Consider the following 22,631-nt stretch of genomic DNA (forward strand, 5'->3'; position numbering starts at 1 on the left):
TTGATTGTTTGATGTAACCCATGGAGATGGAGATCCGATGATGAAACTGAAACAAACTGCGTTAGCTGTATCTCTGGTTTTTCCCATACTGGCCAGCGCCCAGTCGAATGCTGATCTGCAACGCCAAATTGATGCACTTCAGCTGCAGATTAAGCAGTTGACCGAGGCGTTGAAAGGTGCTGCGCCGGCGTCGGCTCCCGTGCAAGCCGCGCAGACATCAGCGGTAGATCCGGATGAGTTCAACCGCATCAAGACCAAGGTGGAGGCTATGGAGGACCAGTCGGAAGTGGCTGGTTTCAAAGGCCTACGTATCAGCGGCGGAATTGATCCGACCTATATTTACAACCGCAACAAGCAATCAAGCTCGTTTGCGTTCTTGAATAATTTTGGTGATGTGAATGGCAGTGGCGAGGTGTACTCCTATGACAACTCGTTCTTTGGTTTGGCCTACTTGGACATCCAGAAGGAAATGGACGACGGCGGTACCCGGTTCCGTTTGACCTTGGCGCCTAGCAAATCAGCTGGGGCGGGTTTCAATTTCGGCAATATCGTGCACGAAGCGTCGGTATCCATCCCGATCGACGGCCCTTCCACCCGATTGCTGGTGGGGCAAATGCCGGATGTATCGGGCTACCAACCCTTCTTCAATAGCTTTGTGGGCGCCAATAGCCTGTCTTCCAACTTACTGTACCCAGGCTATGCCGAGTATTTCGTGACCAAGAACTTGCTGTTTGATTTCACTGCCGCGACAGCGTATACCGGCGTGGGTCTGGACTTGGTGCGAGGTCCGTGGGACACCAAGCTGTTCTTGGCCAACTTCAACTCGGCGCGCAATGACGTGAGCGGCAGCAGCACATCGTCTTCTCGTCTTCCTTCCTTCATCTACAACGCAACCTATGCCAAGGATGAGTTCTGGGGGGTGGAATTCACGGGCTACGAGGGCAAGGTGACCAATCCCAATTCGTCTTTGACTGGTACACCCTCCGCGACCCGTTTGGACCAGTTCGAGATCGACGGTTGGTGGACGCGTGGTGACATCAACACCAATCTGCAGCTGACCCTTGGGCGTCAGCAACTTGCAGCCTTCAATGGGGGGGATTCCCAGTGGTACGGCATGTCCTACATGTTGTCCAAGAAGGTGGGGCCTGCCTGGACATTTGCGGGCCGCTTTGACTACCTGAACAACCAGAAGAATGGTGGCGGAACGCCGAACGTATTTGCAAATGATCCCTCAGGCGCTGGCGTTGCCGTGGGCGACTTCTACAACGGATTTGGCCCAGGAGATCCAACGGACCCCAACTACGACCCGAACAAGGGTGCGAACCGGTTCTCTGTGACGGGCGCTGCAACTTACCGGCTGACGCGCAATGTGGCATTCCGTGGCGAGCTGCGGTTTGACCGCGCTACTACGCCTTCGTTCTACCAATGGTCTGACGGCACCTACCGCAAGAGCAACACCACGATCGGTTTACAGACCATCGTGAACTTCTGACCGCGCCTTTGAGGCGGGGTAAAGCTTTGATCCGGATTTGATTGAATACGGGAATCGCTCATGGCTTGAGAGTATTTGATTCCCGTATTTTTCAGTCCAGGAAATGAGGCTATGCAGACTTTGACCCGACCCACCTTTGACGGCCGTGCACTTATCAATGGCCAACGCGTAGCGTCCCGCAGCGGCGCGACCTTTACTTGCATCTCACCGGTGGATGGTGCGGTGCTGACCGAGGTGGCCCGCTGCGAGGCTGCCGACATCGACGCCGCCGTGGCAGCCGCACGCATCGCGTTCGAAGATCGCCGCTGGTCCGGCATGGCACCGGCCAAGCGCAAGAAGGTGATGACACGCTTCGCCGACCTAGTGCTGGCCAATGCCCAGGAGTTGGCCTTGACTGAGACTTTAGACATGGGCAAGCCGCTGCGCTATGCCCAGGCCGTGGACGTCAACAGCGCGGCCAACTGTCTGCGCTGGTATGGCGAGGCGGTGGATAAGGTGTATGACGAAATTGCCCCCACGGCCGACACGGCGCTGGCCCTCATCACGCGTGAGCCGGTCGGCGTGGTCGGGGTTATCGTGCCCTGGAACTACCCCATGATCATGGCCGCCTGGAAGATTGCTCCGGCCCTGGCTGCGGGCAACTCCGTGGTGCTCAAGCCCAGCGAGAAATCCCCCTTGACTGCGCTGCGCCTGGGCGACCTGGCGCTGGAGGCAGGCATACCCGCCGGCGTGTTCAACGTGGTGCCTGGCTACGGGCCGGAAGCCGGTTCGCCGCTGGCCCTGCACATGGACGTGGACTGCATCGCCTTCACTGGCTCCACCGCCGTGGGCAAGATGATCCACGTGATGGCCGGCCAAAGCAATCTGAAGCGCGCCTGGACCGAGTTGGGCGGCAAGTCGCCCAATATCGTATTCGCCGATTGTCCGAATCTGGACCGCGCGGTGGAAGCCGCCGTGGGTAGCATCTTCTTCAACCAGGGCCAGAGTTGCAACGCACCTTCGCGCTTGTTTGTGGAAGCCAGCATCAAGGATGCTTTCCTGGAAAAAGCGTTGGCCCTGCTGCCCCAGTACGCCCCCCGCAACCCCTTGGAGCCGGACACCATCATGGGTGCCCTGGTGGACACCGTGCAGATGAACAATGTGCTGCGGTATATCGAGCTGGGCAAGTCCGAAGGTGCCAAGCTGCTGGCCGGTGGCGAACAGGCCCTGGCAGACACCGGCGGCTGCTACGTGCAGGCCACGGTATTTGACGGCGTTCGCAACGATATGACGATTGCACGTGAAGAAATTTTCGGCCCGGTGCTGTCTGTGCTGTCTTTCACCGATACCGCCGAAGTAGTGCGCCAGGCCAACCAGACCATCTACGGCTTGCAGGCCGGCGTCTGGACCAGTGACCTGAACAAGGCCCACGGCGTGGCACGCGCCCTGCGCGCTGGCACGGTGCACGTCAACCAGTATGACGAGGACGACATCACCGTGCCGTTTGGTGGCTTCAAGCAAAGCGGGGTGGGGCGTGACAAGTCGCTGCACGCCTTTGACAAATACACGGAGTGCAAGACAACGTGGATCCGTATCGATAGCCCGGTCTGATCCCATGGGTGATACGACAGCGACGGTAGAGGATGTGCAGCAAGCCTTGCAGGCCCAGGGCATACACAGCATCCTGGTGCAGTTTGCCGACATCCACGGTGTGGCCAAGGGCAAGCTGGTGCCGGTGGAGCATCTGCGTCAATGGGTGGAGGTTGGGGCGGGCTTTGCAGGCCCCAGCATCTGGGGCACGGGCTTGCCGCGCCTGGGGCCACGCAGCGAGTACTACGCACGCATGGGCCTGGAGCATGTACAGGCCCTGCCTTTCATGCCTGGCGTGGCCCATGCAGTGGCCGATGGTTTTGCGGGCGGTGAGCCGCTCGACACCTGTTCCCGGCAACTGCTGAAGCGGCAGCTGGCGCGTTTGAAAGAGCGAGGCTGGACGCTCTGGGTGGGCATAGAGCCCGAGTTCTTCTTGCTGCGCAAGGACGCACAGGGGGCGTGGTGCGTAGGCGATGTGCTCGATACCTTGGACAAGCCTTCGTACGACCTGAAGGCGCTGCAGCGCAACCAGGCCTATCTGGACGATATGCGCCAAACCCTGGTGGCGTTGGGCTTCCAGCTAGAGCAGATCGACCACGAAGACGCGACCGGGCAGTACGAGATCAACTACCGCTTTGACGACGCCCTGGCCGCTGCTGACCGCTACATGTTGTTCAAGCTGGCAGCCCATGCGGTGGCGCAAAAACACGGGCTGCATTTCAGCTGTATGCCCAAACCACTGGCGCATGCGCCCGGCAGCGGCTTGCATATGCATCTGAGCATCACGGATGCCCAGGGCCAGCCGGTGTTTGCCCAGGGCGCCGACCCGCTGGGGCTGAGCGCCGGGGGCTACAGTTTTATTGCCGGTCTGTTGCACCATGCGGATGCGCTGACGGCGCTGTGTGCGCCCACTGTGAACAGCTACAAGCGTTTGGCTGCCAGCCACAGTGCATCGGGCACCACCTGGGCGCCGGTGTGGAAGGCCTATGGCGAGAACAACCGTACCTGCCTGGCGCGCACAGTGGCCGGGCGCATTGAGTGGCGCTTGCCAGACCCGTCCTGCAATGTGTATGCGGCAGTGGCCGCGACCTTGGCGGCTGGTCTGGATGGCCTGGACCAGCAGATGCGGGCGCCCGAGCCTTGTTCTGTCGATTTGTATGTCCAGCAGGTCCAACATCCGGATGCCATGCCTGCCCGTTTGCCGCGCGACCTGTGCTCGGCATTGGCCGCGCTGGAAGCAGACGCGGTGTTGCGCCAAAGCCTGGGCGACTCGTTCTGCCGGCAGTTTCTGGCACTCAAAACCGCTGAATGGGACGCGTATGCCGGTCATGTCAGCGCCTGGGAGCTGGAGCGTTACGCGGACGGATTTTGATCTACAGGGTTTTGAATAGAAAGAGCTGCTAGCGCAGGTGCTAACTGCGCTAGCAGCTCTTTTTTTGATAGCAAATCAGTGCGCGCTCAATTCACGTGAAAATGCTTCGAACACGTCCAGCCAAGCGCTAAGCGTCGCAATGGCCTGGGAATGGCCCAATATGGCGCCGGTATCACCCAAGCAAAAGTCGCTGTAGGCCAGGCAGGCTATCTGCACAGATCAGGTGCACATCCTGGGTCCGTTGTGTATCTAGTGCAGCGGTACGCTGAATAAAAGAAAGGCGCAGGCGTTCCGGTGCAAGCAGGGAAAGGCGGCAAAAGAGGGGGCGGTTAGGGTCTGGCATTTTCGCCCTTGGCCCAAAGAATGCATACTAGATACGCTTTGTTTCAATTCGAACCATTTTTTTACTGGAAATGCCCATGCCTCTGCGATCTTCCGTTCGGTACACCCGTGGCTTGCATTTAGCTCTGTTGGGCGCTTGCCTGGCGCTGCTTCAGGGTTGTGACAGTCCACCATCGACTATCAAAATTGGTGTAGCCCAGCCCTTGACCGGCAATTTAGCGCCGTTGGGGCAAGACATGCTCAATGGGGTCACATTGGCGGTAGAAGAGCTCAACAAGCAAGGGTTTCAGGTTAATGGCAAATCTGTGACCTTGGAGGTGGTGGCCGTGGACGACCGCGCTGATGCCAAGACAGGCGTGGAGGTAGCCCACCAACTGGTGGATGCCGGCGTAGTGGCCGTCGTGGGCGATTTGAATTCCGGTGTCAGCATCGCGGCGGCGCCTGTTTATGCCGAAAAGAGCATCGCACAGCTGGCTATTTCCACCAACCCCAAATTTACCGAGCTGGGCCTCAACACAACCTTCAGGCTTGTAGCCAATGACACGTTGCAGGCGAAGGCCATTGGCAGCTTTGCGGCATCACAAATCAAGGGCAGCAAATACGCGTTGCTGGACGATGGCACGCCTTACGGGAAAGGGCTGGCCGCTGGCGCTGGAGCACAGCTCAAGGCGGCTCAAAAGAACATCGTTTTGGTGCAGTCGTTTGACGATAAAACGACTGCGTTCGATGAGCTGGCCCAGAAGATGAAGGCCGAGGGCGTGGAAGTGATCGTTTCTACGCTGAACGACTTCCAGGTGCTGGCCCTGTTTGAGGCGCTGAAAAAGGTTGACCATGCCGATGTGACCCTGCTCGGCGGCGACACCATCAAGACTACGTTGATGCGCAAGGGAGTCTCTGCTGGACAGCGTGTATTCGCCACGTCGCCAAGTTTGGATGTGGGGGAATTCCCCGCCGGCCAGGCCTTCCTGGACAAATATCGCGCCAAGTTCAAGATCGACCCCGCTTATGCAGGGCACTACAGTTACGACGCCACCTATGTGCTGGCCGCAGCCATCCGTCGTACGCCTTCGGCCAAGCCTGCGGCCATCGTGGAGGCGCTGCGCAAGCTGGATGGCTATGCACCCGTGACCGGCTCCATGAAGTGGGATGCCAAGGGTGAACAACGCTATGGCGTAATCGGTGTTTACCGCGTGCGCGACGGTGCATGGGAATCCCAGGTGCGCTCCGACGTCTGGTAGGCAGGCAGCTCCGGCGCGGGTTGCGGAGCTTTACACGCGCTATATCTTGTGCTGGGTTTTTCCCTCAAAAAGGTGGAAGACGTGGGTGACGTAGCCCCTGTGCGCGCCTATCGTTCAGGGGTCGCCCAAATGGGTGAATGCTGTACCGCTTTACCCGCTGTTGCACTCTCGTAGCTGCAGCGTGTCACGCTGCAGATCTACTTGAGGAGAGCCCCTGATGAACTGTCGCAACGCCCATTTTTGCCCCGTACGCCCCAGCCTGCCCAAGACCTATGGCCGGCCCGTGCCCGTGCGAGGTGCAGTGCTATGAGCGAAGTCGTTCTGGTGCTGGCCCATGCGGCTGATGCGGGTGCTGCGTCGGTTGCGGCATCCTTGCATTCCATGCTGCGCGAAGACTGCGCCTGCGCTGCGGTGGAGGTCTGGACCGTGCGGCCCGCCATGCTCAGCCAGGCCATCTGGTCGCACCATGTGGATGACCATGGCCATGCTGAAACGCAGTTCACGCTGCCGGGCCGGCCCGCGCTGCTCAGCAGCCAGGTGCGCGCTGTTTTCAACCGTATCCAGCACCTGCCCATGCCCAGTTTTTTGCACGGCAGCGCCCAGGACCGCGACTACGCGGCGGCCGAGTTCCATGCCTTGATGCAAAGCTGGCTGGCATCCTTCGGTGACCGCGTTCTGCATTCGCTGCGCAACCAGCCCTTGTTGTCACCGCAGTTACCCATGCTGCGCTGGGCCCAGGCGGCGGCCCAGTGCGGCCTGCCCGTGGCGCAGCGCGATGCTGGCATGCCGGCGCTGGAATGGGATGCCACCGTACTGGTGGCGGGCACGCAGACCACGGGCGTGCTGGCGGGTCGCTTTGGCCGGGCTTGCGTGGCGGCGAGCCAGGCCTTGGGGTTCTCTGTGTTGGAGTTCCGCTTCGTGCGCAGAGACCAGATTTTTGTGCTGGTCGGCGTAAGCCCGTACCCGGCCCTGACCGACCTGGAGGACATAGACGCTGTGGCCACCTGCATCTGTGATCTGGTGCACAGCCAGGCTGCTGTCGAGCTGGAGCGCGACGGCGTCGCATGATCCTCGTTTACGGCCAGGCGGACGACCCACCCATCAGCTGCCTGGTGCGGGCCTTGCAGGCCGTAGACGCAGCCTATCTGCATCTGGACACGGCCGCGTTGGACCAGGCTTCGCTGGACATCTCGGTCGGCCCGCCGGGCATATCGGGCGAACTGGTGGTGGTCAGGCAGGCACTGCTCCTGCAAGACATTCGTGCCGTCTACGCGCGCCCCTCTCCACCCATGCTGCTGGATGGCGCTTCGGCGGCCAATGCGCATGCGCAAACCCTGCACCAGCAGCTGCTGGACTGGTTTGACATCGCCCCGGCACTGGTGGTCAGCCGGCCCGCTGCCATACAGGCCAATGCCTCCAAACCCCTGCAGACCCAGCGCATGGGCGAAGCGGGCTTTCTGGTGCCGGCCACCCTGGTCAGCTCCGACCCCGAGGCGGTGCGCAGCTTTCGCAATCAGCATGGGCGTGTGATGTTCAGCTCCATCAGCGACGCAGATGTGGGTGTGGCCGAGTTGGATGACGCCAGCTTGTCGCGCATGCACCGCCTGGCGCTGCTGCCCACCCAGTTCCAGGCCCATGTGCCCGGGGTGGACATCTGCGTCCATGTGGTGGGCGAGCAGGTGTTTGCCGCCGAGGCCAGCAGCGACGCTGGCTGGAGCGCCACCAGCCTGCCAGATGCCGTAGCCGCCCAATGCGTGAGCATGTCGCAGGCCATGGACCTGCCGCTGGCCAGCATAGACCTGCGCTTGCGCCCGGACGGCACCTATGTCTGCTTTGAAGTCCACCCCTTGCCCGCCTATAGCGCGTTCGAGGCGCAAAGCGGTCTGCCCCTGGCGGCCGCGCTGGCGGACTTGCTGCATGCGGCCTGATGTGCGGCTGGCGCATGTAAATACTGCGTATGGTGCTGTGAAAAATATAGTATTTGTAGAGCTTGAGAACTGGGACTGCTGAACCCGGCATGGGTGCACCGCAGTCGTGCATAGGCACCATCTGTGTGCCGAGAAATGCGCTTTTGTATGCCTTGCTGATCTAGAACTTTGGGTTGAGCTAACGTGTGCACAGAGGCGGGCTCGCAGTTTTTCAGTCAGGCTTCTTTGTTGGCATTAAATTTGCTTGCTCCGTCAACGCGGGGCGGCCACTCTGGATCGCTTCTTCAAATGACAGCTAGGGTTCCGGCCGCTTGAGCATCAAGCGGTGTCTGGTCCGAGAGCAGTCGGCCAGCAGCGGCCCATACCGCTGCCGGCTCCACGGCGGGACAAAAGCCCGGGAGGTTCACTTCGTTGTCGAGGTGGTCTCCCGCATTTGTTCGTCAACCTTGGAGCTGTTATGTCTTTCCATTTTTCTCCGATTTCTTTTGCGTTCAAACGTTGTGCCGTCAGCGTCTGTATGGTGCTGGTCGGCCTGGGGGCGGTCAGCCTGCCCCGGCCGGCTGCCGCCGAAATCAAGGTCGGCCTGTCCGACTGGCCGGGCTGGGTCGCCTGGTATGTGGCCGAGCAAAAAGGCTTCTTCAAGAAGCATGGCGCTGACGTCAAGCTCGTCTGGTTCGCCAACTACACCGACTCCATCGGCGCGCTGTCTTCGGGTCAGCTGGATGCGAACTCGCAAACCTGGTCCGACACCCTGGGCCCGCTGGCCAAGGGCCTGCCGCTGAAGGCCATTCTGGTGAACGACAACTCGGCCGGCAACGACGCGCTGATGGTCGGCCCCAAGATCACCTCCTTCGCCCAGCTCAAGGGCAAGAAGGTGGCGCTGGAGCAGTACAGCATTTCGCACTTTGTGCTGGCCACGGCGCTGGCCAAGAACGGCATGAAGCTGGGCGACGTGAAGATCGTCAACCTGTCGGCCGGTGATGCCGCCGCCGCCTTCATCAGCGGCAAGGTCGATGCTGCCGTGCTGTGGAACCCCTGGGTGCACCAGATCGAAGCCAGCGGCAAGGGCAAGCCACTGTTCACTTCCAAAGACATGCCGGGCCTGGTGCCCGACCTGCTGGTGGCGCAAGACAAAGCCATCCAGACCAAGCGCAAGGAGCTGGTCGGCATGATCAAGGCCTGGTTCGAGACCGAGAAGTTCATCCGCGAGCAACCCGCCGAAGCCGCCAAGATCATGTCTAAGGTGGTCAGCATGTCGCCCGAGGAATACACCGTGTTCCTGCCCGGCACCAAGTTCTTCGACGCCACCGCCAACACCCAGGCGTTTGATGCCAAGAATGCCTTGTCGCTGTCCAGCACCGCGCCAACCATCGCCGCCTTCTTGACGCAGTACAAGCTGATCGACGGCAAGCCGGATGCCGCCAAGGGCATAGACGGCACCCTGGTCCAAGACGCGCTGAAGTAAGGCACGCGCCATGTGGTCGATAAGACTGGCGATCTCGCGTCGCAGCTATGGCTTGCTCGCGCTCGCTGGCCTGGTGGTTCCGCTGCTGGGCTGGGCGCTGCTGAGCGCGTTTGCCGGCGTCAGCCCGGTGTTTCTGCCGGGGCCGCAAAAGGTGGTGACGCGCATCCTCACCTGGGCGATGGAAGACGACTTGCTGGGCGACGCCGCCATCAGCACCTTGCGTGTGGTCACCGGCTGGGCGCTGTCCGCGCTGCTGGCGCTGCCGCTGGGCCTGCTGATCGGTAGCTGGCGCGCTGTGCAGGCCCTGCTGGAGCCGCTGACCGACTTCATCCGCTATATGCCGGCCGTGGCCTTCATTCCGCTGGTGATGCTGTGGGTAGGCATTGACGAGGGCGCCAAGGTGGCCATCATCTTCATCGGCACTTTCTTCCAGATGGTGTTGATGGTGGCCGAGGACGTGCGCCGCGTGCCCATGGCACAGATCGAAGCCGCCCAGACCATGGGCGCCACCCGGCGCGAGGTGCTGGAGAAGGTGATCCTGCCATCGGCCAAACCGGCGCTGCTGGACACCTTGCGCATCACCATGGGCTGGGCTTGGACCTACCTGGTCGTCGCCGAGCTGGTGGCGGCAAATTCGGGCCTGGGCTTTGCGATTTTGAAGGCCCAGCGCTTTCTGCAGACCGACAAGATCTTTGCCGGCATCCTGCTGATCGGCTGCATCGGCCTGGCCATCGACCAGCTGTTCCGCCTGCTGCACCGCAAGGCTTTTCCCTGGATGCACGGACGCTGAAATGATGAAAATCGAATGCAAAAACGTCTGGAAGTACTTTGGCACCAACTCCCAGAAGGTTACCGCCCTGAACGACGTGAACCTGGGCATTGCCGACAACGAGTTCGTCACTCTGGTCGGCGCCTCCGGCTGCGGCAAGTCCACCTTGCTGCGGACTTTGGCCGGGCTGGAAACCCATAGCCAAGGCGACGTGCTGGTCGATGGCCAGGCCATCACCGGGCCCGGCCAGGACCGGGCCATGGTGTTCCAGCACTACAGCCTGTATCCCTGGCTACGCGTGACGGAAAACATCCGCTTCTGCCGCCAACTGAGTACCCATACCCAAGACCGCAGCAGCGCCGATGTCGAGGCCGCTTCGGGTCGCGCCGATGCCTTGTTGCAGTTGATGGGCTTAACGGCTTCGGCTAACGCTTATCCGAACCAGCTGTCCGGCGGCATGCAGCAGCGCGTGGCGATTGCCCGCGCGCTCATGGGCAAGCCGCAGATCCTGCTGATGGACGAGCCCTTTGGCGCGCTGGACGCACAGACCCGCGAGGTGATGCACGACCTGATCCTGCATGTGCACCGCCTGGAGCGCACCACCATCGTCTTCGTCACGCACGATGTGGAAGAGGCCATCTACCTCGGTCACCGCGTGGTGTTGATGGCACCGCGCCCGGGCCGCATCGACTCGATCTACGACGTGCCGCTGCCGGCCAAGCGCGAGCAGGACATGAAGCTGGCTCCCGAGTTTCTGCGCCTCAAACGCCAGCTGCTGGACCGCATCCGCGAAACCTCCGGCATGAAAACCGACCTGGACCAGTTGCAAAAACTCACGCAAATGGCCGAAGAAAGGACTCCTGTATGACCCCCATCCCCGCCAACAAGCTGCTGTGGGAGGAATACCTCCCCGGCGGCAACCACTGGTCCGGCCGTCTGCGCCGCGGCACCGCCTTGCGCCTGACCGACCTGCAAGGTGGCGCCAATGTGTCCGCGCTGTTCTTTAACGCCGAGCAGCCGCTGGAGCGCTACAACATGCCCGACACCTTGAAGTCGCAGCACACCGCCTTCCTCACCGCCGGCTATGTGTGCCAGTCGGACATGGGCCGGGTGCTGTGCTCGATCACCGCCGACAGCCTGGGCTGGCACGACACCTGGTGCGGCGTGAGCGACGCGGCCATGGTGCTGGCCCAGTACGGTGAGAAGCGCTACCAGCAGCACCGCAACGCCATGCACCGCAACGGCCGCGACAACCTGCTGATCGAGCTGGCCAAGTGGGGCCTGGGCGCGCGCGACCTGGTGCCCAGCGTCAACTTCTTCAGCAAGGTGGTGCCTGATGCCGACGGCGCGTTGAGCCATGTGAGCGGCCACAGCGTGGCGGGCAGCTATGTGGATCTGCGCTTCGAGATGGACACCCTGGTCGTGCTCAGCAGCGCACCGCATCCGCTGGATGCCAGCACCGCGTATGCACCCGCAGACGTGCAGCTCAGCGCCTACCGCGCCGACGCTGTGGCCGCCGACGATGCCTGCCGCACCCAGTGCGCGCAGAACGGCCGCGCCTTCACCAATACCGAACGCTACGTAGCGTCCACTGGAGTGGCAGCATGAGCAAGCTTTTGGAAAGCACCCTGAACCCGGCCAATGCCGTGCTCGACCAGACCTGCCTCGCCGGCGACCCCTGGATGGCCACGGTGCGCGCCGGGCAAACCTTGCGCATCCTCGACCTCGAAGGCAACCAGGCGGTGGACACGCTGTTCTACAGCGCCGCCGATGCCGAGGAACGCTACAGCGCAGCCGACACCATCGCCCGCAACGGCCAGCTGTATCTGGGCCTGGGCTCGCGCCTGTACTCTAGCGAGGGCCGTGTCATGCTGACCATCACAGCCGACACCTGCGGCCGCCACGACACCCTGGGCGGCGCCTGCTCCAGCGAGAGCAACACCGTGCGCTACGCGCTGGACAAGCGCCCCATGCACAGCTGCCGCGACAGCTTCATGCACGCGCTCTGCCACTGCCGTGAGGCGGGAGCGCTGGGCCTGGGCAAGCGCGACATCGCACCCAACATCAACTTCTTCATGAACGTGCCGGTAACGCCCGATGGCCATCTGAGTTTTGAAGACGGCATCTCCGGCGCGGGCAAGTACGTGGAGCTCAAGGCCGAGATGGACGTGGTGGTGCTGATCTCGAATTGCCCGCAGCTCAACAACCCCTGCAATGGCTACAACCCGACGCCTATCCGCTTGCTGGTCTGGGATTGATTTGCTATTGAATTCGTAGCTGCAGGCGCAGGTACTGCCTGCGCCATAGGCCGATTTTCTTTGAATTTTGCCCGCGGGACGACTCGTGGCGCGCTATCCACTTGGTGGGACGACCCACCCATGAGGACATCCTTATGTTCGATACCGTTCTGATCGCCAACCGCGGCGCCATCGCCTGCCGCGTGATCCGCAGCCTGAAGGCGCTGGGCCTGCGCTCGGTGGCTGTGTATTCCGAGGCCGATGCCGATTCGTTGCACGTGGCGATGGCCGATGCCAGCGTCTGCATCGGCCCGGCACCGGCTGCCCAAAGCTATCTGGACCCGCAGCGCATCCTGGACGCGGCGCGGGCGACGGGCGCGGGCGCCATCCACCCCGGCTACGGCTTTCTGTCCGAGAACCCGGACTTCGCCCAGGCGTGTGAAGACGCCGGCATCGCCTTCGTCGGCCCCACGCCCGCGCAAATGCGTGCCTTCGGCCTGAAGCACACCGCCCGCGCGCTGGCCGAGGCCCAGGGTGTGCCGCTGCTGCCCGGCAGCGGTTTGCTCAGCGACCTGGCGCAGGCACAGAGCGAGGCCGCACGCATCGGCTACCCGGTGATGCTGAAAAGCACGGCGGGTGGCGGCGGCATCGGCATGCGGCTGATACGCAGCGAGGCCGAAATGGGGCCGGCGTTTGAAGCAGTGCAGCGCCTGGCGCAAGCGAATTTCAAAGACGCCGGCCTGTTCTTGGAAAAGTTCGTCGAACGCGCCCGACACATCGAGGTGCAGCTGTTCGGCGACGGCAAAGGCCAGGTGGTGGCACTGGGCGAACGCGACTGCTCGGCCCAGCGGCGCAACCAGAAGGTGATCGAAGAAACCCCGGCACCCGGCCTGTCGGATGCCACCCGCACCGCCTTGCAGCAAACCGCCGTGCGCCTGGCCGAAGCCGTGAACTACCGCAGTGCCGGCACGGTGGAATACGTGCTGGACGCCGACACCGGCGCCTTCTACTTCCTGGAGGTCAACACCCGCCTGCAGGTAGAGCACGGCGTGACCGAGCAGGTGACCGGCGTGGACCTGGTGGCCTGGATGCTGAAGCTGGCGCGCGGTGATGACTTCGCGCTGGACGTGCCGGCGCCGCAAGGCGCATCCATCCAGGTTCGCCTCTACGCCGAAGACCCGGCGCGCAACTTCCAGCCCTGTGCGGGTGGGCTCACCGAGGTGGTGTTCCCAGCAGACGCACGCATCGAAACCTGGGTCGCCACCGGCAGCGAGGTGCCGCCCAATTACGACCCGATGATCGCCAAGCTCATCGTCACCGGCAGCGACCGCTTTGACGCCGTCGCCAAGCTGCAGGCCGCGCTGGCAGCGACCCGGCTGGCGGGCATAGAAACCAATCTGCGCTATCTGCGCACCGTCGCCGCCGACCCGGTGTTTGTCGAGGGCTGCATGGTCACGCGGAGCCTGGCCGATCTGCACTACCAACCGCAGGCGCTGGAGGTGCTGGAGGCCGGGGTGCAGACCACCGTGCAAGACCACCCGGGCCGCGTTGGCTACTGGGCGGTGGGCGTGCCACCGAGCGGGCCTATGGACGACCTGGCCATGCGCCTGGCGAACCGGCTGGTGGGCAATGCGCTGGATGCTGCTGCGCTGGAATGCACGCTGAGTGGCCCGAGTCTGCGCTTCCACTCCGACACGCTGGTGGCGGTCTGCGGTGCGGCGATGGCGGTCAGCGTCGACGGCGTGGTGCTGCCCCTGTGGCAGTCGCATCAGGTCAAGGCCGGCAGCGTGCTCAAGCTCGGCGCGGTGCAAGGCGCGGGCGCCCGTACCTATCTGGCACTGCGCGGCGGGCTGGACGTGCCGCTGTACCTGGGTAGCCGATCCACCTTCACGCTGGGCCAGTTCGGTGGCCATGCGGGGCGCACGCTGCGGGTGGGCGACATGCTGCATATCGGCGCGGATGCCACCCATGAACCGCTGACGGCTTTGCCGGCCGAGGTGGTGCCGGTGTACCAGAACCACTGGGACATCGCCGTGCTCTACGGCCCGCACGGCGCACCCGACTTTTTCACCGATGGCGATGTGCAGATGTTCTTTGGCACCGACTGGCAGGTGCACTACAACTCCAGCCGCACGGGGGTACGCCTCATCGGCCCCAAGCCGGAATGGGCGCGGCGCGATGGCGGCGAAGCCGGGCTGCACCCGTCCAACATCCACGACAACGCTTACGCCATCGGCGCCATCGACTTCACCGGCGACATGCCCGTCATCCTGGGGCCTGATGGCCCGAGCCTGGGCGGCTTCGTTTGCCCGGCCGTGGTGCTAGCCAGCGAACGCTGGAAGATGGGCCAGCTGCGACCTGGCGACAGCGTGCGCTTCCGCTGCGTGACCGCAGACGAGGCCCTGGCCCTGCACGCCGCGCAGGAGCGCCGTATTGCCGAACTGGAATGGAACCTACCCGAGATTCCGCAGCGTGTTGAAGCCGTCGGCTCGCCCATCCTGGCCCAGCGCGCTGCCCAAGGCGAGCGCCCGGCCCTGGTGCTGCGCCAGGCCGGCGACCGCTATGTGCTGGTCGAGCTGGGCGATGCGGTGCTGGACATCGCGCTGCGCCTGCGCGTGCATGGCCTGATGCAGTCCCTGCAGGCGCAAAAGCTGCCGGGCATCGTCGATCTGACCCCCGGCATTCGCTCGCTGCAAATACATTTCGAGCCGCTGACGCTCAGCGTATCTGCGCTGATAGCTGCGATTTTTGTAGCAGACGATGCTTTGGGCGATACCGACGACCTGGTCGTGCCCTCGCGCACCGTCTACCTGCCGCTGAGCTGGGACGACAGCGCGACCCGGCTGGCGATAGAGAAATACATGCAGTCGGTGCGGCCCGACGCGCCCTGGTGCCCGAGCAATATCGAGTTCATCCGCCGCATCAACGGTCTGGACAGCATTGCCGAGGTGCAGCGCACCGTGTTCGAGGCGCGCTACCTGGTGCTGGGCCTGGGCGATGTCTACCTGGGCGCGCCCGTGGCGACTCCGCTGGACCCGCGGCACCGCCTGGTGACCACCAAGTACAACCCGGCCCGCACCTGGACGCCGGAGAACGCTGTGGGCATCGGCGGCGCCTATATGTGCGTTTACGGCATGGAAGGCCCGGGCGGCTACCAGTTCGTGGGCCGCACGCTGCAGATGTGGAACCGCTGGCGCGATGCCAGTAGCGGTGCCCCGGCTTTCGCGCCTGGAAAGCCCTGGCTGCTGCGCTTCTTCGACCAGATCCGCTTCTACCCGGTGGGCGAAGAAGAGTTGCTGCAGATCCGCCGCGACTTCCCGGCTGGTCGCTACCCGCTGCGGGTGGAGGAGGGCACGTTCAGCCTGCACGACTACCGCAGCTTCCTGGCGGACAACGCCAACGACATCGCGGCTTTCCGCGCGCTGCAAGGCAATGCCTTTGAGGAAGAGCGCGAGCGCTGGCGCGTGGCCGGCCAGGCGGAATACGTGGGCGAGCCCGAAGCCAGCGACACCGCCGTGTCGCAAGACGACTTGCCCCCCGGCGCGCGCAGCGTGGCCAGCGCCGTGCCCGGCAGCGTGTGGAAGCTGCTGGTGGCCGAAAGGGATGCGGTGGTGGAGGGGCAGCCGCTGCTGGTCATCGAGTCGATGAAGATGGAATTTACCGTCGCCGCGCCTTGCGCCGGCACGGTGTGGCGCATGGCTTGCCGCGAAGGCAGCGCCGTGGCAGCCGGGCAAGACGTGGTGGTCATTGTGGGCATGGCGCAAGGAGAACAAGCATGAACAAGACAGAGATTTCCCTCAGCCTGGGCGCACTGCAGCAGGCCTACCGCGACGGCAGCCTGACGCCGCTGCAGGTGGTGGAGCGGGTCGTCACCGCGATTGGCGACGACCCGCACACCGCCTGGATACACCGCATCGATGCCGCCACGCTGCGCGCCCGCGCACAGGTCTTGATGGACCGTGGCCCCGAGGATCTGCCGTTGTGGGGCGTGCCGTTCGCCATCAAGGACAACATTGACCTGGCCGGTGTGCCCACGACTGCCGCTTGCCCGGCCTATGCCTACACGCCAAGTACCAGTGCCTTCGTGGTGCAGCGCCTGCTGGACGCGGGCGCCATCGCCATCGGCAAGACCAATCTGGACCAGTTCGCCACCGGTCTGAACGGCACGCGGTCGCCGTATGGGGCCTGCCGTAACTCTTTCAATCCGGACTATGTGTCGGGCGGCTCCAGCGCCGGCTCGGCCGTGTCGGTGGCGCTGGGCCATGTGAGCTTTTCGCTGGGCACGGACACCGCCGGTTCGGGCCGGGTGCCGGCGGGTTTCAATAATCTGGTGGGCCTGAAACCCAGCCTGGGCCTGCTGTCCACCAGCGGCGTGGTGCCTGCCTGCCGCTCGTTGGATGCTGTGTCCATCTTTGCGCTTACGGCCGATGATGCGCAGCAGGTGTTCGCCGTCGCGCATGGCTACGATGCGCAGGACGCCTATGCACGCCCGGCCCAGCCGCACGGCCACGACTTCGGCCGTGCCGAGCGGCCGCGCCTGGGCGTGCCGCGTGCCGACCAGCTGCAGTTTCTGGGCGACGCTGGCTATGTGCAGTGCTTCGAAGAAGCCCGTGCGCAGGCGCAGGCACTGGGCGCCGAACTGGTCGAGATCGACTTCGAGCCCTTCTTTGAGACTGCCCGTTTGCTCTACGAAGGCCCGTGGGTGGCCGAGCGCTACCAGGCGATCCGCGCTTTCGTCGATGCGCAGCCAGACGCCGTTTTCCCCGTCACGCGCGAGATCACGCTGGGCGGCGCCAAGCCGCTGGCGGCTGATGCGTTCGCCGCCCAGTACCGCCTGCGCGCGTTGGCGAAGCGTTGTGCCGCCGTGTGGGCCAGCATTGACTGTATGTTGTTGCCGACCTCGCCCACCATCCACCGCATAGACACCATGCTGGCCGAGCCGATTGCCCGCAACAGCGACTTCGGCATTTACACCAATTTCGTCAATCTGCTGGACTATGCGGCCATCGCCGTGCCCGCCGGCTTCCGCGCCGATGGCCTGCCGTTTGGCGTCACCTTGGTGGCTCCGGCGCACCAGGACCAGCCGCTGCTGCACCTGGCGCAGCGCTGGCAGACAAGCCTGCAGGGCAGGGCGGCGACGCTCGGCGCTACGGGCCATGCCTCCGTGCCATTCGAGGCAGTGAATGCCGTACCTTCAGGCCAAATTCAGGTGGCAGTCTGCGGCGCCCATCTGCAAGGCCAGCCGCTGAATCCGCAGCTGACCAGCCGTGGCGGGCGCCTGGTGCAGCGCACCACGACGGCACCGGAATATCGGCTCTATGCCTTGCCCGATGGCAAGCGCCCCGGGCTGGTCCGGGTGGCCGAGGGTGGGGCTGCCATCGAGGTGGAAGTCTGGGAGCTGCCCGGCGCCCAGTTCGGCAGCTTCGTCGATGGCATTCCCGCGCCGCTGGGCATAGGCCGGACGCTGCTGGCCGATGGCTCGTCGGTGGCGGGCTTCATCTGCGAGCCCTCGGGGCTGGACGGCGCGCGTGACATCACAGCCTTCGGTGGCTGGCGCGCATATTTGGCGGCATCCAAATAAAAAAAGCGCTGGTAAACCAATTGCCAGCGCTTTAAAAACGTCTTTGACGTCGGGCTATTACTTGCGCAACTCGGGTGCTTCTTGCAAGGCAATAATCAATTTGGACAGTGCGTCGTTGGTCGCACGTTCAGAGGCGAGTGAGAAGTTTTTCTTGAACTCGTCAAATTCTGCATTGCCATTGCCTGTCACGCTGAATGTGCGTATGGACTGTCCAGTTGCATCCGTGATCGAGCAGGAGAGCGTGACTGAGAACAAGGTTGGTGGCCATGTAAACGGGCTGGGTGAGGACGATGTCGTGGTGATCTCAGGCACGATCAGCAACGAGATGCCACTTTTGCTAACTTCGTCCAAGTCTTTGGCGTTTTTGATCTTGCTGACATTCGAAAACACTTCGGACAGAGCTTTATAGAAGCCAGGTTCAATGTCTCGGTAGGGGAAGTAACGAACTTTGTCGCCGCCGCCTCCCGGAGTGGTTACTTCTAAAGCCTTGCTGGTATCTGCCATGTAGTAGCCAACTTGCTTTTCTATGGGACTACCTTGGGATTTCAGACTGGTCAGGTCGGGCTTCATTGAGATGGGATGGGCGCATCCGAACAATACGGCGCTGGTCAGACTGGCTAGTAGGAGTTTGATGATTCGGTTCATTTGGCAGAGATCAGTTGTGTAGGGATTGGATGAATTCAGGGTCGGTGACAAGCGCAGTGACGAGCTTCTGCACCATCACTGGGTAGTTATTTGCCGCCAATGGAATGGCAACGGCGCCGGCAAATGAGCTTTCCCATTGGTGGTCAATGCGCTTTGTCTTGTCAAAACGTATTTGCCCAGAATGTTTAACAATAAAGCGTGCTTCGATTTGCCCTTCGTTGGTAGAAATACCTCCGGCATCAATGTTGTTGCGCAGCAAAAATCCAGAAATCTCAAAGTCAGACTTCGGGTTGTATAACTTGGCTAGTTCCAGTTCCTGGCGCAAAGCTTGAGTAACGTAGTCGCCAAAATTGGCGCCTACCGGAGACAGCATTTTGCTGGCGCGCAGACCCATGGCCCGTCCGCCTGATAGGTCTGCGGCTACCGCAATACTGCCAACATTGGAGGGTTCAATCCCCGAAGTTTTGAGCGTTTGTACATTGTCTATAGACGGCGCATAGTTGGGAGCTGGGCCCGCACAGCCCACCAGTATTGCGGCTGCTGCAACCGTGACGGCAGCCGAAACGTAACGAAAGATCTTGAGCATTTATTGGAATTTCCCTCACACTTTTCATGAATAGATGTAACTAAAAGCGCGGTAGTGTAAGCGTGGCTTTACATGTTGCTACGAAGAATCATCCTTCTATTTGTGGAGAAGGTGTGCATGGGGAGTCAATGGTTTGTTGCTTTCCCGTTTGCGTAGAACCGATGGCGACGGACTGGTATTGCGCCATGGCTGTAGTTTGCAGATGGTGAGCGCATATGCTGCATACATGACTTCTTCATCCATCTCCCGTTCAGACTCGTTGCGCCGGATGAAGGCCATCGCTGCCACTCTGCTGCTGGCCTCGCTGTGCGGCCTGCTGGCCGGCCACTGGATGGGCGGGCAGGGGGCTTGGGGCTGGCTGCGTGCGTTTTGCGAAGCCTCGGCCGTCGGCGCGCTGGCCGACTGGTTTGCGGTGGTGGCGCTGTTTCGCCATCCGCTGGGGATTCCGCTGCCGCACACGGCCATCATTCCGCAGAGCAAGGACCGCATCGCCGACAGCCTGGCCGACTTTGTGCGCGACCATTTCCTCGACCCACAAACGCTATTGGCCAAGCTGGCGGTGCTGGACCCGGCGCAGCGCCTGGGCGAATGGCTGCGCGACCCGGCGCGCGTGGGCTTCTGGGTGGCCGAGGCGCGCGGCTGGGCGCTGGGCACGTTGAACATGTTTGATGACGCGCGCATGCAGCGCGCCACGCTGGAGCTGGTGGTGGCACAGGCGCGGCGCTGGGATGCGGCGGCCACCGCCGGCGAGGTACTGGGCCTGCTGACGCAAGGCGGGCGGCACAACGCGCTGCTGGATGCCGGGCTGGTCAAGGTGGGTGAATACCTGGCGCAGGACGAGGTAAAGGCCACCGTGGCGCAGCTGCTGCTCAAGCACGTACGCAAAGAGTGGCCCAAAGTGGTGGGCATGGTGGATGCGGTGGCTTCCACCTCCAAACTGGCGGACAGCATGGCCGAGAAGCTCAGCGCCTCGGCGCTGGAGGAACTGCGCGAGGTGCTGGCCCAGCCCGAACACCCGGTGCGCCTGCGCTACGAGGCCTGGCTCAGCGAGTACATCACGCGCCTGCGCGATGACCCGGCCCTGCGCCAGGCCTGCGACGATCTGAAGGAGAAGGCGCTGACCGACCCGGCGCTGCGCAGCTTCGTCGCCTCGCTGTGGACCGACATCAAGCAGCTGCTGCAGGTCGACCTGGCCGATCCGCAGTCCGCCATCGCCCGCAACCTGGAGGGCGCGCTGCGCACCGTGGGTGAGCGGCTGGCCAGCGACGCCAGCCTGCGCGAGGCCATCAACGAACATGTGATGGCGGCCGCGGGCCAGCTGGCGCTGAGCTTGCGCAGCGGCGTGACCGCGCATATCTCGCAAACCATCAAGGGCTGGGACGACCGCCAACTGGTGCAGGAGCTGGAACTCAGCGTGGGTCGGGACCTGCAGTTCATCCGCATCAGCGGCACCCTGGTGGGCGGGCTGGCAGGGCTGGTGTTGCATGCTGTGCTGCTATATACTGTATAAATAATCAGTATTTTTGCTTGGCGACGCCAAGCCAGCCCGTGGAATGTTCTCTACCCATGCTTCATTTTTAATAGCTGCTCGCGCAGATGCTATCTGCGCTGGCCGGCGTTTTGGCTTGAAGCCTGTGACGTGGCCACAGCCCGCCAGGGGATGAGCCGTGGCCGACGCACATATCCCCGTGCACGCCATCAAAGGCCGGGGCACGGCCACGCACCTGGCGCACCGCTTCTCGTCGGTAGACCGGGCCGCGTTTGACGATGGCTGGGGCACGCTGGAGGGCGCCGAGCCTACAGCTCCGCTGGCCACCCAGGTGATTTTTGAAGACGCGCGCAGCGCCATCACCCACAACGATTCGCCCGACATTTACTTTGACTACGGGCTTAATCCCTACCGTGGCTGTGAGCATGGTTGCATCTATTGCTATGCCCGGCCCACGCACAGCTACCTGAACCTGTCGCCGGGGCTGGACTTTGAAACCAAGATCATTGCCAAGCGCAATCTGGCCGAGGTGTTGGCCCGCGAGTTGGCGGCCAAGAGCTATGTGCCGCGCATGATCGCCCTGGGCACGGTGACCGATGGCTACCAACCGATTGAACGCGAGCTGCGCCTGACCCGCAGTGCCATTGCCTTGGCCTACAGTTGCCACCATCCGCTGGCCCTGGTGACCAAGGGCAGTGGCGTGGAGCGCGACCTGGACTTGTTGGCGCCCATGGCCGGGCGTAAGCTGGCGGCCGTCTATGTGACCCTCACCACGCTGGACGGCGCCCTGGCCCGCACGCTGGAGCCGCGCGCCGCCGCGCCGCACCGGCGCCTGCGTACCATCCGCGCATTGGCCGAGGCGGGCGTGCCGGTGGGCGTGAGTGTGGGGCCGCAGATTCCGTTCATCAACGACGATATGGAGCAGGTGCTGGCCGCTGCCTATGAGGCCGGCGCACGCACCGCCTTCTACACCGTGCTGCGCCTGCCCTGGGAGTTGCAGCCGTTGTTCCGTGAATGGCTGGCGCTGCACTACCCGCAGCGCGCAGACCGGGTGATGGCCCGCATCCAGGAGATGCGCGGCGGCAAGGACTACGACGCCGACTTCAGAACCCGCATGAAGGGCAGCGGCCTGTGGGCCGATTTGATACGCCAGCGCTTCCATAAAACCTGCGCCAAGCTGGGCCTGAACCGGGAGCGCGTGGAGCTGGACATCAGCCAGTTTCGGCCGGGCTTGTTGTCGGGGCAGGGGAGTTTGTTTTAGGGCGTGCTATTTTGTTTGTAGCCGGTTACGCAAGTTTTATATGCGCTGGGGCTTGTTTGGGTTTGGGTTGGTGTTTCGTGCATCCTCGGCCGGGAGTTCGCCCCGGCGGGCGAGTAACTTATTCTTTTGCGCAAAAGAAAAGTCACCAAAAGAAAGGCGCCCCCACTGTCTACGCCCTTCGCTGGCGCTGCGGGAACCTGCGGTGCTCGCTGCAAGTGGGGTCCCGCTCGAACTCGCTTCGCTCAGACAATCGCGGGCCCTGATCCACTTGCAGCTGCGCTCCTCGGCGCATACAAAGGGGGACCCCGGGGATCGGGATCGGTGGCGCTGTGCGCCACATCGCGCCTAGGGCGCGAGCCCGGCATAGCCGGGCTGGATGTCCGTTCCCGTATCCACGCCGTGTGGCGTCGGCGAGTAGCGCAGGGCTGGGCGGATCAGGGCCCGCGACTGTTTGAGGCCGTAGGCCGAGTTCGAGCGGGACCCCGCACAGACCGAGCAACGCAGCGTACCCGGAGCGCAGCGCAGGGGCGACGACTTCGGCTCGCCTTTTCTTGCTGACTTCTTTTGGCGAAGTGTATGAACCGGGTACCTAGGTAACAGGTGTGCGAGGACATAGTAAACACATAGCTCATGGTTTGCCCAGCGTATTCATATCCA

Annotated in this window: 17 protein-coding genes and 1 riboswitch; of the genes, 15 read left to right on the forward strand and 2 right to left on the reverse strand. The window is 62.9% G+C overall.

All coding sequences use genetic code 11. The annotated features are described in order from the left end of the window. The first annotated feature begins 4 nt into the window (after positions 1-4). The 13 genes from AC07R0_RS02565 to atzF all read left to right on the forward strand — a co-directional run bounded on the left by AC07R0_RS02565 (position 5) and on the right by atzF (position 17,993). Positions 5-1,492, forward strand: a complete 1,488-nt coding sequence (locus tag AC07R0_RS02565; protein ID WP_495103656.1) for a DUF3138 family protein — start codon at positions 5-7, stop codon at positions 1,490-1,492. A gap of 111 nt (positions 1,493-1,603) precedes the next feature. Then, positions 1,604-3,082 (forward strand): aldehyde dehydrogenase, encoded by a 1,479-nt coding sequence (locus AC07R0_RS02570; protein ID WP_495103657.1) that lies wholly within the window; start codon positions 1,604-1,606, stop codon positions 3,080-3,082. 4 nt (positions 3,083-3,086) lie between these two features. Next, positions 3,087-4,433 carry a type III glutamate--ammonia ligase gene (gene glnT, locus AC07R0_RS02575; RefSeq protein ID WP_495103658.1) on the forward strand — a complete coding sequence of 449 codons (1,347 nt, stop codon included), beginning with the start codon at positions 3,087-3,089 and terminating at the stop codon, positions 4,431-4,433. 419 nt (positions 4,434-4,852) lie between these two features. Continuing rightward, positions 4,853-6,013, forward strand: coding sequence for a branched-chain amino acid ABC transporter substrate-binding protein (locus AC07R0_RS02580; RefSeq protein WP_495103659.1), 1,161 nt, complete (start codon positions 4,853-4,855; stop codon positions 6,011-6,013). A 306-nt stretch (positions 6,014-6,319) separates the two neighbouring features. Then, positions 6,320-7,081, forward strand: coding sequence for a hypothetical protein (locus AC07R0_RS02585; protein WP_495103660.1), 762 nt, complete (start codon positions 6,320-6,322; stop codon positions 7,079-7,081). Continuing rightward, a complete protein-coding gene (locus tag AC07R0_RS02590) occupies positions 7,078-7,941 on the forward strand; it encodes an ATP-grasp domain-containing protein (protein ID WP_495103661.1) in 864 nt (287 codons plus the stop codon). Before AC07R0_RS02585 ends, AC07R0_RS02590 begins: the two co-directional genes overlap by 4 nt. A gap of 284 nt (positions 7,942-8,225) precedes the next feature. Continuing rightward, positions 8,226-8,344: riboswitch (guanidine-I (ykkC/yxkD leader) on the forward strand. 54 nt (positions 8,345-8,398) lie between these two features. Beyond that, positions 8,399-9,406: an ABC transporter substrate-binding protein gene (locus AC07R0_RS02595; protein WP_495103662.1), complete on the forward strand. Its 1,008-nt coding sequence runs from the start codon at positions 8,399-8,401 to the stop codon at positions 9,404-9,406. Positions 9,407-9,416: 10 nt separating this feature from the next. After that, positions 9,417-10,196 (forward strand): ABC transporter permease, encoded by a 780-nt coding sequence (locus AC07R0_RS02600; RefSeq protein ID WP_495103663.1) that lies wholly within the window; start codon positions 9,417-9,419, stop codon positions 10,194-10,196. Position 10,197: 1 nt separating this feature from the next. Continuing rightward, positions 10,198-11,043 (forward strand): ABC transporter ATP-binding protein, encoded by an 846-nt coding sequence (locus AC07R0_RS02605; RefSeq protein ID WP_495103664.1) that lies wholly within the window; start codon positions 10,198-10,200, stop codon positions 11,041-11,043. Further along, a complete protein-coding gene (locus AC07R0_RS02610) occupies positions 11,040-11,783 on the forward strand; it encodes an urea amidolyase associated protein UAAP1 (protein ID WP_495103665.1) in 744 nt (247 codons plus the stop codon). The genes AC07R0_RS02605 and AC07R0_RS02610 overlap by 4 nt, the downstream gene beginning before the upstream one ends. Next, positions 11,780-12,433 carry an urea amidolyase associated protein UAAP2 gene (locus AC07R0_RS02615; protein WP_495103666.1) on the forward strand — a complete coding sequence of 218 codons (654 nt, stop codon included), beginning with the start codon at positions 11,780-11,782 and terminating at the stop codon, positions 12,431-12,433. Before AC07R0_RS02610 ends, AC07R0_RS02615 begins: the two co-directional genes overlap by 4 nt. A gap of 134 nt (positions 12,434-12,567) precedes the next feature. Continuing rightward, positions 12,568-16,191, forward strand: a complete 3,624-nt coding sequence (gene uca, locus AC07R0_RS02620; RefSeq protein WP_495103667.1) for an urea carboxylase — start codon at positions 12,568-12,570, stop codon at positions 16,189-16,191. Beyond that, positions 16,188-17,993 carry an allophanate hydrolase gene (gene atzF / locus AC07R0_RS02625; protein WP_495103668.1) on the forward strand — a complete coding sequence of 602 codons (1,806 nt, stop codon included), beginning with the start codon at positions 16,188-16,190 and terminating at the stop codon, positions 17,991-17,993. The genes uca and atzF overlap by 4 nt, the downstream gene beginning before the upstream one ends. 57 nt (positions 17,994-18,050) lie before the next feature. On the opposite strand, the gene AC07R0_RS02630 is transcribed toward atzF, so the two are convergent. Then, positions 18,051-18,638 (reverse strand): hypothetical protein, encoded by a 588-nt coding sequence (locus AC07R0_RS02630; RefSeq protein WP_495103669.1) that lies wholly within the window; start codon positions 18,636-18,638, stop codon positions 18,051-18,053. A gap of 10 nt (positions 18,639-18,648) precedes the next feature. After that, on the reverse strand, positions 18,649-19,224 hold the full coding sequence (locus AC07R0_RS02635; RefSeq protein ID WP_495103670.1) for a hypothetical protein: 576 nt from the start codon (positions 19,222-19,224) through the stop codon (positions 18,649-18,651). A gap of 226 nt (positions 19,225-19,450) precedes the next feature. Between AC07R0_RS02635 and AC07R0_RS02640 the strand changes: the two genes are divergently transcribed. Together AC07R0_RS02640 and AC07R0_RS02645 are read left to right on the forward strand one after the other, a co-directional pair. Next, on the forward strand, positions 19,451-20,734 hold the full coding sequence (locus AC07R0_RS02640) for a DUF445 domain-containing protein (protein ID WP_495103671.1): 1,284 nt from the start codon (positions 19,451-19,453) through the stop codon (positions 20,732-20,734). A gap of 157 nt (positions 20,735-20,891) precedes the next feature. Further along, positions 20,892-21,974, forward strand: a complete 1,083-nt coding sequence (locus AC07R0_RS02645; RefSeq protein ID WP_495103672.1) for a PA0069 family radical SAM protein — start codon at positions 20,892-20,894, stop codon at positions 21,972-21,974. Positions 21,975-22,631 lie beyond the last annotated feature (657 nt).

The organism is Rhodoferax sp. GW821-FHT07F03 (genome assembly GCF_059418745.1).

What these genes read in the sequence shown, in the direction of transcription:
- AC07R0_RS02630 (WP_495103669.1), bottom strand. Translation starts at nt 18,638, where the DNA reads ATGAACCGAATCATCAAACTCCTACTAGCCAGTCTGACCAGCGCCGTA.
- glnT (WP_495103658.1), top strand. Translation starts at nt 3,087, where the DNA reads ATGGGTGATACGACAGCGACGGTAGAGGATGTGCAGCAAGCCTTGCAG.
- AC07R0_RS02595 (WP_495103662.1), top strand. Translation starts at nt 8,399, where the DNA reads ATGTCTTTCCATTTTTCTCCGATTTCTTTTGCGTTCAAACGTTGTGCC.
- AC07R0_RS02580 (WP_495103659.1), top strand. Translation starts at nt 4,853, where the DNA reads ATGCCTCTGCGATCTTCCGTTCGGTACACCCGTGGCTTGCATTTAGCT.
- atzF (WP_495103668.1), top strand. Translation starts at nt 16,188, where the DNA reads ATGAACAAGACAGAGATTTCCCTCAGCCTGGGCGCACTGCAGCAGGCC.
- AC07R0_RS02585 (WP_495103660.1), top strand. Translation starts at nt 6,320, where the DNA reads ATGAGCGAAGTCGTTCTGGTGCTGGCCCATGCGGCTGATGCGGGTGCT.
- AC07R0_RS02635 (WP_495103670.1), bottom strand. Translation starts at nt 19,224, where the DNA reads ATGCTCAAGATCTTTCGTTACGTTTCGGCTGCCGTCACGGTTGCAGCA.
- AC07R0_RS02640 (WP_495103671.1), top strand. Translation starts at nt 19,451, where the DNA reads ATGACTTCTTCATCCATCTCCCGTTCAGACTCGTTGCGCCGGATGAAG.
- AC07R0_RS02600 (WP_495103663.1), top strand. Translation starts at nt 9,417, where the DNA reads ATGTGGTCGATAAGACTGGCGATCTCGCGTCGCAGCTATGGCTTGCTC.
- uca (WP_495103667.1), top strand. Translation starts at nt 12,568, where the DNA reads ATGTTCGATACCGTTCTGATCGCCAACCGCGGCGCCATCGCCTGCCGC.
- AC07R0_RS02590 (WP_495103661.1), top strand. Translation starts at nt 7,078, where the DNA reads ATGATCCTCGTTTACGGCCAGGCGGACGACCCACCCATCAGCTGCCTG.
- AC07R0_RS02615 (WP_495103666.1), top strand. Translation starts at nt 11,780, where the DNA reads ATGAGCAAGCTTTTGGAAAGCACCCTGAACCCGGCCAATGCCGTGCTC.
- AC07R0_RS02610 (WP_495103665.1), top strand. Translation starts at nt 11,040, where the DNA reads ATGACCCCCATCCCCGCCAACAAGCTGCTGTGGGAGGAATACCTCCCC.
- AC07R0_RS02605 (WP_495103664.1), top strand. Translation starts at nt 10,198, where the DNA reads ATGATGAAAATCGAATGCAAAAACGTCTGGAAGTACTTTGGCACCAAC.
- AC07R0_RS02570 (WP_495103657.1), top strand. Translation starts at nt 1,604, where the DNA reads ATGCAGACTTTGACCCGACCCACCTTTGACGGCCGTGCACTTATCAAT.